Source organism: Alcaligenes sp. GW821-FHT11D07, from assembly GCF_058808495.1.
In genome coordinates, this window is the sequence record NZ_JBXART010000002.1 from 581,868 (window position 1) to 595,609 (window position 13,742).

Annotated in this window: 11 protein-coding genes and 1 tRNA gene; 10 read left to right on the forward strand and 2 right to left on the reverse strand. The window is 54.6% G+C overall.

Annotated elements, in window-relative coordinates; translation table 11 throughout:
* Window positions 1-77 precede the first annotated feature (77 nt).
* Window positions 78-1,775: an AMP-binding protein gene (locus AC1RSM_RS11280; RefSeq protein ID WP_492932524.1), complete on the forward strand. Its 1,698-nt coding sequence runs from the start codon at window positions 78-80 to the stop codon at window positions 1,773-1,775.
* Window positions 1,776-1,882: 107 nt separating this feature from the next.
* Here AC1RSM_RS11280 and AC1RSM_RS11285 read toward each other — a convergent pair whose 3' ends face one another.
* The gene (locus AC1RSM_RS11285; RefSeq protein WP_492932526.1) at window positions 1,883-2,746 is read right to left on the reverse strand and encodes an inositol monophosphatase family protein; all 864 of its coding nucleotides are present in this window, start codon (window positions 2,744-2,746) and stop codon (window positions 1,883-1,885) included.
* Between the two features lie 134 nt (window positions 2,747-2,880).
* Here AC1RSM_RS11285 and mnmC point away from each other — a divergent pair, with 134 nt between their 5' ends.
* From mnmC to glnQ, 9 genes are all read left to right on the forward strand, one after another.
* A complete protein-coding gene (gene mnmC / locus AC1RSM_RS11290) occupies window positions 2,881-4,746 on the forward strand; it encodes a bifunctional tRNA (5-methylaminomethyl-2-thiouridine)(34)-methyltransferase MnmC2/FAD-dependent 5-carboxymethylaminomethyl-2-thiouridine(34) oxidoreductase MnmC1 (RefSeq protein ID WP_492932528.1) in 1,866 nt (621 codons plus the stop codon).
* 190 nt (window positions 4,747-4,936) lie between these two features.
* On the forward strand, window positions 4,937-7,066 hold the full coding sequence (locus AC1RSM_RS11295) for a glycoside hydrolase family 31 protein (protein WP_492932530.1): 2,130 nt from the start codon (window positions 4,937-4,939) through the stop codon (window positions 7,064-7,066).
* A 266-nt stretch (window positions 7,067-7,332) separates the two neighbouring features.
* Window positions 7,333-7,408, forward strand: a tRNA-Lys gene (locus AC1RSM_RS11300).
* A 246-nt stretch (window positions 7,409-7,654) separates the two neighbouring features.
* The gene (locus tag AC1RSM_RS11305; protein ID WP_492932532.1) at window positions 7,655-8,665 is read left to right on the forward strand and encodes a methionine ABC transporter ATP-binding protein; all 1,011 of its coding nucleotides are present in this window, start codon (window positions 7,655-7,657) and stop codon (window positions 8,663-8,665) included.
* Complete coding sequence (locus AC1RSM_RS11310; protein ID WP_492932534.1) at window positions 8,662-9,321, forward strand: methionine ABC transporter permease; 660 nt, start codon at window positions 8,662-8,664, stop codon at window positions 9,319-9,321. The genes AC1RSM_RS11305 and AC1RSM_RS11310 overlap by 4 nt, the downstream gene beginning before the upstream one ends.
* 54 nt (window positions 9,322-9,375) lie before the next feature.
* Complete coding sequence (locus AC1RSM_RS11315) at window positions 9,376-10,167, forward strand: MetQ/NlpA family ABC transporter substrate-binding protein (RefSeq protein WP_492932536.1); 792 nt, start codon at window positions 9,376-9,378, stop codon at window positions 10,165-10,167.
* Window positions 10,168-10,395: 228 nt separating this feature from the next.
* Window positions 10,396-11,127 (forward strand): glutamine ABC transporter substrate-binding protein GlnH, encoded by a 732-nt coding sequence (gene glnH, locus AC1RSM_RS11320; RefSeq protein ID WP_492932973.1) that lies wholly within the window; start codon window positions 10,396-10,398, stop codon window positions 11,125-11,127.
* A gap of 112 nt (window positions 11,128-11,239) precedes the next feature.
* Entirely contained in the window at window positions 11,240-12,079 is an 840-nt protein-coding gene (locus AC1RSM_RS11325; RefSeq protein WP_492932538.1) for an ABC transporter permease subunit, read from the forward strand.
* Window positions 12,076-12,804 carry a glutamine ABC transporter ATP-binding protein GlnQ gene (glnQ, locus tag AC1RSM_RS11330; RefSeq protein WP_492932540.1) on the forward strand — a complete coding sequence of 243 codons (729 nt, stop codon included), beginning with the start codon at window positions 12,076-12,078 and terminating at the stop codon, window positions 12,802-12,804. Before AC1RSM_RS11325 ends, glnQ begins: the two co-directional genes overlap by 4 nt.
* Before the next feature lie 108 nt (window positions 12,805-12,912).
* Here the strand turns inward: glnQ and AC1RSM_RS11335 are convergent, their stop codons facing one another.
* Window positions 12,913-13,620, reverse strand: coding sequence for a hypothetical protein (locus tag AC1RSM_RS11335; protein ID WP_492932542.1), 708 nt, complete (start codon window positions 13,618-13,620; stop codon window positions 12,913-12,915).
* Window positions 13,621-13,742 lie beyond the last annotated feature (122 nt).

The following is a 13,742-nucleotide window of genomic DNA, read 5'->3' on the forward strand; positions in this document are numbered from 1 at the left end:
GCGGGCTTGTCCTTGGGTTTGAACAATAAAGTAGAGTAGAGTTAACCATAAATAAACACGTATTAGGTGACAAGCCCTTGGATACTCAGCAAAAACCTTGGCTCGAACATTATCCCGCATCGGTGCCTCAGGACATTCAGCTAGGAGCCGAGCAGACCTTAATTGATTGTCTGGATACTGCCATCAAAAAGCATAAGGACAGGACTGCCCTGACCTTTATGGGCCACGATCTCACGTATGCCGATCTGGACCGCAACGCCGATGCTTTTGCTGCCTGGTTGCAGGCTCAGGGCCTGGAGCGGGGCAGTCGTGTCATGTTGATGCTGCCCAACGGTTTGCCTTTTCTGATCTGCCTGCTGGGAACGATGCGTGCAGGCATGGTCGGGGTCAATACCAATCCTCAATACACAGAACGCGAACTGGAATTTCAGCTGGCGGATAGCCAGGCGCAAGTCATTGTGATTCTGGAAACCTTTGCGCATGTTCTGGAGCAGGTCCCTGCCAAGGTGAAGCCCGCCCATGTGGTGCTGAGCACCGTGGGGGATTTAATGGGGCTCAAAGGCAGCGTGGTGAATTTTGCAGTGCGTTACTTAAAACGCATGGTGCCTTCGTATTCTTTGCCTGGGGCACAGCGACTGACCGCGGTGCTGGAACAAGGAAGCCAATCCACAGTTAAACGTCAGCAAGCCAAACCGGATGATCTGGCCTTGTTGCAATACACCGGCGGAACAACGGGCCGCCCCAAAGGGGCCATGCTCAGCCAGCGCAATCTGATGGCCAATGTCCTGCAGGTGGAAGCGGTCGGCTTTCCGGCTTTGGGGGACTTCAAAGGCCCGGCCTACACCATGATGGTGGCCTTGCCGCTGTATCACATCTTTGCCCTGACGGTATGCGGCCTGTTCGCCATGTACTCCGGTATGCATATGGTGCTGGTCATGAACCCACGCGACTTAGATTCAGTGAATAAAGCCTGGAAACGTAATCCGCCAGAGGTAGTGCCTGCGGTCAATACCTTGTTCAATGCGCTGGCCAATCACGAAAAATTTCGCAGCCTGCCTTTTGATCAGCTCAAGCTGTGCCTGGCTGGTGGGGCTGCTTTGCAAAAAGCGGTGGCTGAACGTTGGCTGGCGGTTACAGGCTGCCCTTTGATCGAGGGCTATGGCTTGTCGGAAACCTCGCCAGTGGTTGCGGTAAATTCTACCGATTCGCGTGAGTACAGCGGCACCATCGGTTTCCCTTTGCCTTCTACCGATGTCCTCTTGCTTGATGAGCAAGGGCAGCCGGTTGCTATTGGAGAACAGGGCGAATTGGCGGTTAAAGGACCGCAGGTGATGTCTGCCTATTGGAATCAGCCCGAGGAAACGGCCAATGTTTTTACGCCTAATGGGTTTTTGAAAACGGGTGATATCGGCGTCATGGATCAGCAGGGACGTATTCGCTTGGTGGACCGCAAGAAAGACATGATTCTGGTGTCTGGCTTTAACGTGTATCCCAACGAGATTGAAGATGTCGTAGCCGAGCACCCTGATGTTTTGGAAGTCGCTGCGGTGGGCGTGCCCAGTGAGCATAGTGGCGAGAGCATCAAGCTATTTGTCGTGCGACGTAATCCATCCCTGACTGAAGCGGATATCAAGCAGTGGTGCAAAGAGCGCCTGACGGCCTACAAACGGCCCCGCATTATCGAGTTTCGGGATGAACTGCCCAAGAGCAATGTGGGTAAGATCCTGCGACGCGTCTTGCGTGATGAAACGTCCAAGCCTTCAACAAAGGCGTAAGGGGCAGGCGGGTTCGGCTTAGTGGTCCGCCAAAAAAACAGCGAACCCGTTTGAATGGGCTCGCTGTTTTTTTTATCTGGCTAAGATGAGTATTCGCAGTCCGGTACTCAGGGCTTGGGCTTGCCGGGGCGTTGCGTCAACGAGGGGCTGACCATATCCAGCAATTGAATGGCAATGCTCAAGTTACCCGCATAGACATGACCACTGACCGGCCAAGGCTCTTCCTGATACAGGTCCTGGCAAACGCCTTTGGCTTCACGTACCAGCAAGGTGCCTGCTGCCACATCCCAAGGGGCCAGACCCATTTCCCAATACCCGTCGTAACGGCCGCAAGCGACCCAAGCCAGATCCAGCGCAGCGGCACCCATGCGGCGCACACCACGGCTGCCAGTAATGGCGGCGTTCAGCCCCGGCATGTATTGATCCGAAAACGAAAAGTCGCGGAAGGGGAAGCCGGTTGCCAGCACCGAATCGGACAGCTTTCTGGCGGAGGAAGTTTGGATGCGACTGCCATTGAGCCAGGCACCGACGCCATACATGGCGGTAAATAGCTCTTCGCGGCAAGGGTCATATACCACTGCAATGACGGGGGTGTCCTGAGCCAGCACGCCGTTATCCATAGGAGTGCCTGCTGGGGCCACCAGGGCCACTGAGACGGCGTAGTGGGGGATGCCATGCAGGAAGTTGGTGGTGCCATCCAGCGGGTCGATATACCAGGTGGGGCGGCCGGTATTCACTCCACCACTTTCTTCGGCCACGATGTCAATATCCGGTGTGCGTTCCATCAGGATACTGATGCAGGCTTGCTCGGCTTCGTGATCGGCTTGCGACACCAAGTCGTTGTGCATTTTGCTGCTGATCACCAAAGAACTACGGTCAGACGCATAGGCTTGTAAAATGGCGGCTGCGGCATGGGCTGCGGTAACGGCAGCGTCAAGGCAGTTGCTGAGCGGTAAACGTGACAATGGCATGGCAATCCGGTTTTTTTAAAAAGAAAAATCTGGGACAGTGACTTTTTATTGTACGTGTTTGTTGGTGTCAGTTTGATTAAGGCCAGTTTAAGGGGTTTGAGCGTGTGTGATTGTTGTCTTGAGCAGGGAAATTAATGGCTGCTGCTGCGTATGAACCCCTGGTGCCTGCTGTTCTGGAATTCAATGATCACGGGGTGCCAGTCAGCGCTGTCTATCAGGATAGCTACCATCCTGCTGACGGCCCCCTGGGTCAGGCCCGCCGAGTATTCCTTCAAGGAAACGGTTTGCCAGAGCGCTGGCGGGGGCGTCGCCAATTCACGATTTGTGAGACGGGTTTTGGTTTAGGCGCCAGTTTTTTGGCAAGCTGGCAGGCTTGGCGAGAGGACCCGCAGCGCAGCGACTATCTGCACTTCGTTTCCGTAGAAGCACATCCTTTTCGGCCTGCGGATTTGGCTGTTTTGTACGCTCGCCTACCTGATGAACTTCAGACCCAAGCCCAGGAATTGTTGGCCGCTTGGCCCATGCTGGTGCCCGGCATACACAAGCTGGAACTGGACGAAGGGCGCGTCACGCTGACTCTGGCTTTTGGGCAGGCTGAGTCCATGATGCGAGAGTTGCAATGTCATGCCGACGCTTTTTATCTGGATGGTTTCGCACCTCGTGGTAATCCTTCCATGTGGTCCCGATCCGTCTTGGGGCAATTGGTGCGTTTGGCGGCCCCCGGTGCGACTGCCGCATCCTGGTGTTGTGCGGGGCAGGTGCGACGTGATTTGGCCGCCGTGGGTTTTGAAGTGGAAAAAGTACCGGGGGCAGGCGGCAAGTGGTGCACGATTCGTGCCCGTCTTCGACCGCACCTAGGGCGTCGTAGCTTCTTGCCGGAACAACAAGGACGCGTGGTTGTCATCGGGGCGGGGTTGGCGGGTGCAGCCTGTGCCTGGGAGCTGGCTCGTAAAGGTGTTCCCGTGCTGGTTTGTGATCCTGTGCTGAGCAAGGGCCTGGATGCTTCGCATCAAGGCCATCGCCTGGCCGCCATCTCCCCCGTTTTTGCCTTGGATGATGCGCCCCTGGCACGCTTGAGCCGCAATGCCGTCTTGCATGCTTGGCGCGGCTGGAAAGACTTGCCAGAGGCGGCAAGACCCCGTCAGGTAGGAACGTTGGTGTTCGGGCAGGCTGGAAATAAGGATGCGGATATTCAGCAGGCTTTAGAACGTCTGTCTTTGGATAATGACTGGGTGCATTGGCTGGATCGTGAACAGGGTTCGGCATTGGCAGAGGCCAGCTTGCAAGGTGGCGGCCTGTTTTTCCCGCAAGGCATGGTGGTGGACCCGGGTGCGCTCGTGGCCTGTCTGCTGGAACATCCCCTGATTCAGGTCCGAGCCGAAAAAGTAGCACTGCGCACTACGCAAGAGCCGGGGTTGTGGGATGTCTGCACACAAAGCGGCGATGTTCTGGAGCGTAGCAACCGACTAGTGATTGCTGCTGCCGATCAAAGCTTGAATGTGTTGCCGGATGAGGTGCTAAAAGCCTGCCCTTTGCCGCGGCTGGCTGTTATGCAGCGCCTGGCAGGGCAGGTCAGCTATCTGGAGGCAGACCAGGCTCTGACGACAGGAAGCGTGACCTTGAGCGGTCAAGGCTATATCCTGCCTGTTGATGCTCAAGGGCAGATAATAGGCAGTACCTACGAGCGTTTTGGGGCGATGGCCCGGCTTAGCGCTCAGGGACACCAGGAAAATGTACAGAAAGTCTCGGCCATGTTGGCTGATCCCGTGGCTGAGGTGAGAACGCCTGAGCAAGGTTGGGCGGGTTGGCGCTGTGCCTTGAGTGATCATTTGCCCGTAATGGGTTTTGTGCCGGGCTATCCCGGTTTGTTTATGGCTGCTGCGTACGGCTCTCGTGGTTTGAGCTGGAGTTTGCTGGCAGCCAGCTTGTTTGCCGCGTATTGTCTAGAGGAACCAATTCCTTTGGAGCGGCGTCTGGAGCAAGCCTTAATACCTCGCTAAGGCCATTTTTTCGATTTATTTAGGCGAAATTTGAAGCAACATTTTCCTTTGTAGCGCAAATACGTCAAAATAGTGGCCTTGTTAAGTAATCTTGAGCGTGACCCTGCGATCAGCATCGTGCCGTTCGCTCCACTCTGACGACGTGACACAATTGTTTAATCATCTGAGTTTGTTGACGACGAAACCGGCCATGGCCGATTTCGCTTTTGTCGAAACCGATTTTGCGCTGCGCATCGAAGCCCATGCGCCGGGTGTTTTTCGTTTGCGCTGTCTGCCGCTTGCCCGGCTGGATAACGAAAAGATCAGCACCCGTGCCAAGGCTTTGAGCGATATGCTGCTGGCCCGCCAAGAGGCGGTCAGCGAATTCCAACTTGAAGCTGCCGATGCGGGCTGGCGGATCGAGCAGGGCGAGATCGTTCTGCAGATCCAGGCCAATCCGTGGCGTTTTGAGGTACTGCGTGGTGATCAAGTGATCCTGAGCAGTGCAGCGCAACCCTTAACGCTCGTACAAGAGCCCACCCCCTGCTGGCAGCTGGACTTGGCCCTGGCCGAGGAAGATGCCCTATATGGTCTGGGTGAAACCTTGGGCGAGCTGGACCGCCGGGAAGAAGCAGTCGATACCGACCGCCCGGCCGACCGCAGCCTGCCTTTGCTTTGGAGCACGCAAGGCTGGGGGCTGTACATCAATACATTTGAACGGGTCGAGCACGATCTGGGTCAGCAAGACTTGGATCGTTATCGCGCCAGCGTTCATGCTGCAGAACTGGATTTTTTCCTGTTCCTGGGCGATCCCAGCGAAATCATCAACCAGTACTCTGCCTTGACAGGCCGCGCCGGCCAGCCCGGTGTCTCGCCTATGGGCTTGTGGTTGGATGGTGCGCAGGCCAAGGACGTGCAGTCGCTGCGCGAGCTGGCCAATCAGTTCCGCGAGCAAGGCATGGCACTGGACGTTGCGGTGCTGCCGTCGCCCGAGCCCTACGATTTCCAGCAGGATAAACCTGTATTGGAGTGGGACCCGGCGCGTATGCCTGACCCGCGCGAAGCGTTCACCGCTTTGCAGAACGATCAAGTGCAACTGGCTGCCTGGACTCGTCCTTGTGTGCTGGCGGGTACTGCCTTGTTTGAAGAGTGGGAAGATCGCGGTTGGCTACTCATCAATGATGATGACGGTTGTGCCTACGTATTCCCCGGTGACGAACTGAGCGGTGGCCGTGATTACGGTTTGCTGGATCTGACCCATAAAGACGTATTCCGCATGTGGACAGAGCGCCAACGCCAAATGGTCGATGACGGCCTGGGTGCGGTGCTGTGTAATGCGCGCTTTGATATTCCTGATGCCATCACCAGCCGTGGTGGCGAATCAGGCGCCTTGCTGCGTGCTATTTACCCCGTACTGGCTCGTCAGGCTTTGTTTGATGCTGTGGCCGGTCACAAGACACCACAAGAAGGCGTGGTGGCCAGTCGCGACCTTAGCCCGTCTGCGCAGCGTTTTGCCTGGCAGTTAGGTCCTGAAGTCGAGAATACCTGGGCCGGTCTGACCGAGTCCTTGAAATCGGCTTTGGCCACGGGCAATAGCGGTGTGCCGATTCAGGTTCATAGCTGGGGTAATGCTGCGGCATCGACCAGCGAGATGACGCCCGAGTTGTACCTGCGTTGGCTGGCCATGTCGGTGTTCTCGGCCAACTTCAGTCTGCAAGGTATTCCCGCTCTGCGCCCGAATGCTTTCGATGAAGAAACTCAGGCTTTGGTAAACCATTGGCTGGAATGGCGTTTCCGTCTGGTGCCTTATGTCTTGGGCATTATTGAAGACGCCGTGCGTACGGGCTTGCCAGTACAGCGTTCTATGGCACAAAGCTTCCCGTCTGACGGTCAGGCTCGCTTGTGGGATACGCAATATCTCCTGGGTCCTGCCTTGCTGGTGGCTCCTGTGTTGCAGCCGGGTCAGGAAATCGAGGTCTATTTGCCTGAAGGCGATGCCTGGTGGGATTTGAGCACCGGCTGGCGCTACGAGGGTGGCACTACCTTGAAGATGACGGTGGGGCTGGACCGCCTGCCTGTATTTGGTCGTGAAGGTCATATGCTGTGTCTGGGGCCTGTGGTCAAACATACGTCGGAATTCAACTCGGCTCGTTTGCTGGATGAGGTCTGGATGTTTGGCATGCCTGAACATAGCCCTGTCGTGATGCGTAATAAGATTCGCGTTATGCAGATGCAAGGCTCCAGCTACATCAAGGGCTTGGAAGGTCTGAAGATCCTGCCATCAGAAGGGCTGGAAGTGAAACGCCGTGGTGCCGAGGTTCGTATTTCTCGGGCCCGTTAATCACAAGACAGATCTTTTTGTCTTTGAATGCCTCCCGGCATTGGGGTCTAAACCCCATATCGGGAGGCATTTTCCGTTTTGGATGTCAGCAAGCTGCAATACAAATGTTCAGATTTTGTTTCTGAACGAGAGAAAACGGGCGGGAGAGGGGGATCTAAACCCTTTAATTACCGTGTTTTTAAAGAAAAACGCCTTTTCTCTACTTATTTTGCATTTAGTGCTTGACGAGGTGCTCAAATCAGGCCATAATTTCATCTTTCAGTAGGGGGTCGTTAGCTCAGTCGGTAGAGCAGCGGACTTTTAATCCGTTGGTCGCGCGTTCGAGTCGCGCACGACCCACCACTAAACTGAAACGTAGAAACAAGGCCGCGCTTAGCGGCCTTTTTCTTTGGGCGCTTACCTTGCATGGCCAAGGTAATATCCGCGCATTGGCCGGTCGGAAATCTTGCTCTACGAGGCAGTCCTCAGTAAGGTCTCAATATTTCCATTTGTTATATCTAACTGCTTATAGCCAAATTTGCTTTATGGTAAATTTCGCTTACAGCTCAGGCTTTTATAACTCGACTGACTAACTAGGCTGAGTTCACTTTGATTCGTCTTGAACACATCTCAAAAACCTACACCTTGGCGGGTAAAACAGTTCATGCCTTGAACGACGTTTCCTTGCAAATTCATCAAGGAGAGGTCTTCGGTATTATCGGTCGATCGGGTGCTGGGAAAAGTACGCTGATCCGCATGCTTAATCTGCTTGAACAACCTAGTTCAGGCCAGGTATGGATACAGGATCAGGACATCACACGTTTTTCGGGTGCGCAGCTACGTGCATTTCGCCAAGGCGTGGGTATGGTGTTTCAGCATTTCAATCTGCTTCATTCCCGTACGGTTCTGGATAACGTCTGCTTTCCTTTGCGTTTGGCAGGGGTAGATCGTGCCCAACGTCACGCTCGCGCTTTGGAAGTGCTGGAGCTGGTGGGCTTGAAGGACCATGCCAACAAATATCCCCGTCAGTTGTCCGGTGGACAGCAGCAGCGAGTAGGCATTGCCCGTGCGCTGGCGAATCGGCCCCAACTGCTCTTGTGTGACGAGGCCACCTCCGCGCTGGACCCGGAAACGACACAATCCATTTTGCGTTTGCTGCGCGAGATTAATCAGGAACTGGGCCTGACCATTGTTTTGATTACGCATGGCATGGATGTGATTCGTTCTGTCTGTGATCGGGTTGCCGTGATCGATGCAGGCAAGATTGTGGAGTGTGGTGAAGTGCTGGATGTGTTCTTGCACCCGCATCACCCCACCACGCAATCCTTGCTAAGCGAAAGCGGTGTGAACGCCGACGACTGGCTTGCTCTGGCTCAAGACGTACCAGGCAGCGTGATGCGACTGAGCGTGCGCGGTAGCGCCACGACGGAGCCCTTGATCAGCCGGATCACCAGCCAGTTAGGCTTGAACGTCAGTATCTTGCAGGGCGCTATTGGCCGCATCAAGACCGAGCCTTACGGACAGTTGGTTGTGGCAGTGCAGGGTGATGAGCAGGCTAAAGCGGGCCTGGCGGCTTTGCTGGCAGAGTTGAATGTCCAATTTGAGGTGTTGCGACCATGAACTTTGGCAATTTGGATTGGGCGCTGATTGGTGAAGCCACCGTTGATACCTTGTTGATGACAGGGATCTCCTTGGCGTTTACCGCCATTATTGGTCTGCCCTTGGGCGTGCTGCTGTTTTTGACCAGCCGCAAGCAGATGCTGGATAACGCCTGGATTTACCAGTCCTTGTCCCTGGTCGTGAACATTTTGCGTTCCGTGCCGTTTCTGATTTTATTGATTGTCATCATTCCACTGACGCGTATTTTGGCCGGCACCTCTTTGGGCGTGCAGGGCGCTATTCCGCCGTTGGTTTTAAGTGCCGCGCCGTTTTTTGCTCGTCTGGTTGAAAACGTTCTGCGCGAGCTGGACCCCGGTGTGAATGAAGCGTGTCGCGCTATGGGCGCCAATTCCCGTCAAACGGTCTTGTTGGCCCTATTGCCAGAGGCGACCACGGGTATTGTGGCAGCCTTGATTGTGACGGCGATTGCTCTGGTAGGTTATTCAGCCATGTCCGGTGTGATTGGTGGCGGTGGTCTGGGTGACCTGGCCTTGCGCTTTGGTTATCAACGATATCAAACGGATGTCATGGTGGTAACTGTGACTATCCTGGTAGTGCTGGTGCAGCTCCTGCAGGTGTTTGGAGACGCCATGGTGGCTCGCTTGAGCCGTAAATAAGTCCTGGCACAGCTATCCTTGGATAGGTTTGCCTTCTTGAAACTGGAGTCGCTCATGTCTTTGAAGAAATTTGTTCCCGTACTCGCCTTGTCCGTGTCGGCTCTGCTGGCCAGCGCTGCTCAAGCTGCCGAGACCTTGTCGATTGCTGCTACCCCCGTGCCACATGCCGAGCTGCTGGAGTTTGTGAAGCCTGCACTGGCCAAAGAGGGCGTGGATCTGGATATCAAGGTGTTCACCGATTACGTTCAGCCCAACCAGCAAGTTGCGGACGGTCATATCGATGCCAACTTCTTCCAGCACAAGCCTTACCTGGATACCTTCAACAAAGAGCACAAGACCGATCTGGTGTCGGTAGCGGTGGTTCACGTTGAGCCCTTTGGTGCGTACTCCACCAAAATCAAGAAGCTTGACGAACTGAAAGAAGGCGCGCTGGTTGCCATTCCTAACGATCCTTCTAACGGTGCTCGTGCCTTGCTGCTCTTGCAACAGGCCGGTGTTCTGACTTTGAAAGATCCTTCCAACATTCTGGCTACCTCTCGTGATGTGGATCAGAACCCCAAGAAGCTGAAGTTCAAGGAACTGGAAGCCGCTACCTTGCCACGCGTGCTGGCTGATGTGGATATTGCCTTGATCAACACCAATTACGCGCTGGAAGCCGGTCTGAACCCCACCAAGGATGCCTTGGCGATTGAAGGTGCCGATTCTCCCTACGCCAACCTGATTGCAGTGGCTGCCAAGTCCAAGGACGATCCTCGTATTGCCAAGCTGATCAAGGCTTTGCATAGCGAAGAGGTCAAGACTTTTATCGCTGATAAATACAAAGGCTCGATTGTTCCTGCATTCTGAATGTAAGTTTTGTCAGGGCTGATAGTCTGAAAAACCTCGGGATTTCCCGAGGTTTTTCTTTTTTTAAAACTATTAAATACAAAGAGTTGGGCTGCATCGGGTAGGATAGATTAACGCTGGGGCAGGCCATAAGCCTGCGCTGACTTGGGTGAAAACATCGAACTGGCTTTTTGTTGGCCGGTCCTTAGAGAGGAGTGATGGATGTTCAATAAGAAAATGAAAACCCTGATGGCCGGTCTGACCTTGGCCTTGGCTTTGCCCGCTGGGCAAGCTTTGGCGCAGCAAGGCAAAGAGCTGGTGGTCGCAACCGATACGGCGTTTGTGCCTTTTGAGTTCAAACAAAACGGGAAATACACCGGTTTTGATATTGATCTGTGGGATGCCGTCGCCAAAAAGGCCAATCTGAATTACCGTTTCCAGCCTATGGACTTCAACGGCATTATTCCGGGTTTGCAAACACGGAATTTGGATGCTGCTTTGGCCGGGATTACCATCCGGGATGATCGCAAGCAGGTAATCGATTTCTCTGACCCCTACTACGAAAGCGGCCTGGCCATTTTGGTCAATACCGATAACTCCGCTATCAAGACCGCTTCCGACCTGGAAGGTAAAACTGTCGCTGTGAAGATTGGTACAGCCACGGTGGACTTCATGCAGCGTTCGGTTCCCACCGCCAAGCTCAAGCTGTTCCCCAATATCGACAACGCTTTTCTGGAATTGGCTACCGGCCGCGTAGATGCAGTGGTGCACGATACGCCTAATGTGCAGTACTACGCACAAACGGGCGGCAAGGATCGCGTCAAGGTCACCGGTGCAGTAAAAAGCGGCGACTTTTACGGTATTGCTTTCCCCAAAGACAGCGAGCTGGTCCCGGTTGTGAACCAGGCACTGAAAGATATTCGTGCCGATGGCACTTACGACAAACTCTATCAAAAATGGTTTGGCAAACAACCTGATTAAACAGGTGTAGAGCCAAGCGCATGCCAAGCGGTGATCGCGTGTCGTAACGGATCACCGCTTTTATTTTTTAACGCTCTGTTGCGGGCGTTTATTCAAAGACAAAGGTAGCACTGTGACTTTTGAATGGGACGCTATCTGGGGGGCTTTGCCCAGCCTTCTGGAAGGTACAAAAATGACGCTGCTCATCACCCTTTTGGGTTTGGTGGGCGGGGCTGTATTGGGTTTTCTGACCGGTGTGATCACCACTTATGTTCGAGTGCCGGTTACTTGGCGCCGGGCCGCCGTGTTCGTACTGGGTCTGTTTGTGCTGGGACTATTGCTCAAGGGCATGTCCTGGTTGATGAGCAACTGGCTAAGCTTTGTGCCAGGCTGGATATGGAGTTCGCTGCAGGCACTGATTGTCCTGGCTTTGCTGAGCTTTTTCCGGCGCTCTTTGCTGCTCGTGCTGTCATTTCTGTGCCAGTTGTATGTGCTGTTCATACGCGGCACGCCGATTGTGGTGCAGGTGATGTTCATTTACTTCGCCCTGCCCATGCTGGTCAATATACGTATTGACGGACTGACAGCCGCCATCTTCACCTTGATGATCAACTCCGGTGCGTATATCTCCGAGATTGTGCGGGGAGCCTTGCAATCCGTGCCCAAGGGGCTGAAAGAGGCGGGCGAGGCCATGGGCCTGCCGTTCCACAAAATTTTGCGGCACATTATTGGGCCGGTGGCGTTTCGTCGCATGATCCCGGCCATGGGTAACCAATGCATTATCAGCTTGAAGGACTCTTCGCTGTTTATCGTGATTGGTGTGGCCGAGCTGACCCGCCAAGGTCAGGAAATTATTGCCAATAACTTTCGTTCGGTGGAGATTTGGGGAGCGGTGGCCGTGATCTATCTGATCCTGACTGGCCTGATTGCCCTGACTCTGAAGTTGATTGAACACCGCATGAGGATCGTATGAGTATTGTCGAGTTCAAGAAGGTGACCAAGCGCTTTGGGGATAATGTCGTGCTCGACGATATCAGTCTGAGCATTGATAAAGGCGAGGTCGTGGTGGTGGTCGGGCCATCGGGCTCAGGCAAGTCCACGTTTTTGCGCTGCATTAACAAGCTGGAAGATATTCAGGCCGGCGATATTATGGTCAATGGGCTGAGTGTCAACGGCACACCCGCTCAGGTGCGGGAGTTGCGCCGGGAGGCTGGCATGGTGTTTCAGCAGTTCAATCTGTTTCCGCAGATGAGCGCCCTGGAAAATGTCATGTTCGGGCCTGTGCACACGCGCGGAACCGAGCGACGTCTGGCGCGTCAGGAGGCGACGGACTTGTTGGCTAAAGTCGGCCTGGCTGAACGCATGAATCATTATCCTAACGAGTTGTCCGGTGGGCAGCAGCAGCGAGTGGCGATTGCGCGTGCTCTGGCGATCAAACCCAAACTGATGCTTTTTGACGAACCTACCTCGGCTCTGGACCCGGAGTTGCGTCAGGAAGTGCTCAAAGTCATGCAGTTGCTGGCTGAGGAAGGCATGACCATGGTGGTGGTGACCCATGAGATGGATTTTGCGCGTCGTGTGGGCAGCCGCTTGATCTTTATTGATCAGGGCAGGGTGGCGCATGATGGGCCGCCTGCCGAGCTCTTGAGCAATCCTCCTAGCCAGCGCTTGAAAGACTTTCTGCAACACGTGGCCTAAGCTGGCACGTTATAAAAAAAGCCCCTCAGATGCTGGCGTGACGGCCAGTTGCTGAGGGGCTTTTCTTTGCACAGCACTTCGTCTTTCTTGGACGAAGGGCCAGGCTGTTTACTTGGAGGGCGTAACGTAAATGGTGCGCGTAGCGACCACACGGTTGGCGCCATCAGGTTTGATACGGATGGTGACCTGGCGGGGGGTAAAGCCTGCTGGCAATTCTGCCGAGCCGTTGATATACGCATAGCGGCCCACGCTGACCGTTTGACTAGGCAGGTCCAGATTGCCGTATCGGCCATTGCTGTAGCGGCCCGCTGCAACAAATTCCATCGTACCGCTGAACTCGGCTTCCTTGCCCTTGTCCTGCATCAGCAGCACAAAGTGGTTCAACTGGCCGTCGTTGATCGTGAATTCTGCTGCACGAATACCGGGCGAGGTGCCGCGCGGGTCAGGGGGCATGGCATCGGCAAACAGCGCAATGTCTTTTTCCAGTTTGCTGACCATCGCTTGCAGGTCGCCGGACTGTTTATCCAGCTTGTCTTCTTTCTGGCGAATCTCGTCCAGATCGCGGGTGGTTTGTGTCAGTTGGGCTTGCAGGCGCTGCTTGTCAGCATTGGCGCCATTTAAGTCATAGTGCAGTTGTTCTGACTGCTCTACGGTCAGACGGGTGGGGCCATAACTTTTCTGCAAAAAAAGCAGGCCTCCTGCGCCCAGGGCAATTCCGGTCAGCAGCAACACAAACCAGCGAGGAATGCGGCGTTTGCGACGGCTGGAGCCGTAGGCGGTGGGTTTGAATACGGTACGTTTGGAGGAACCAAGCATGAGAACAGATGTTCCTGTCAGACAAGGGACTTAAGGCAGATTAAGTCCTGATTACAAAACCCATTAGCATAGACGTCATTGGGGCCACGGGGGTGGTACGGCTGGCTTTGTTGCCCTTTGTT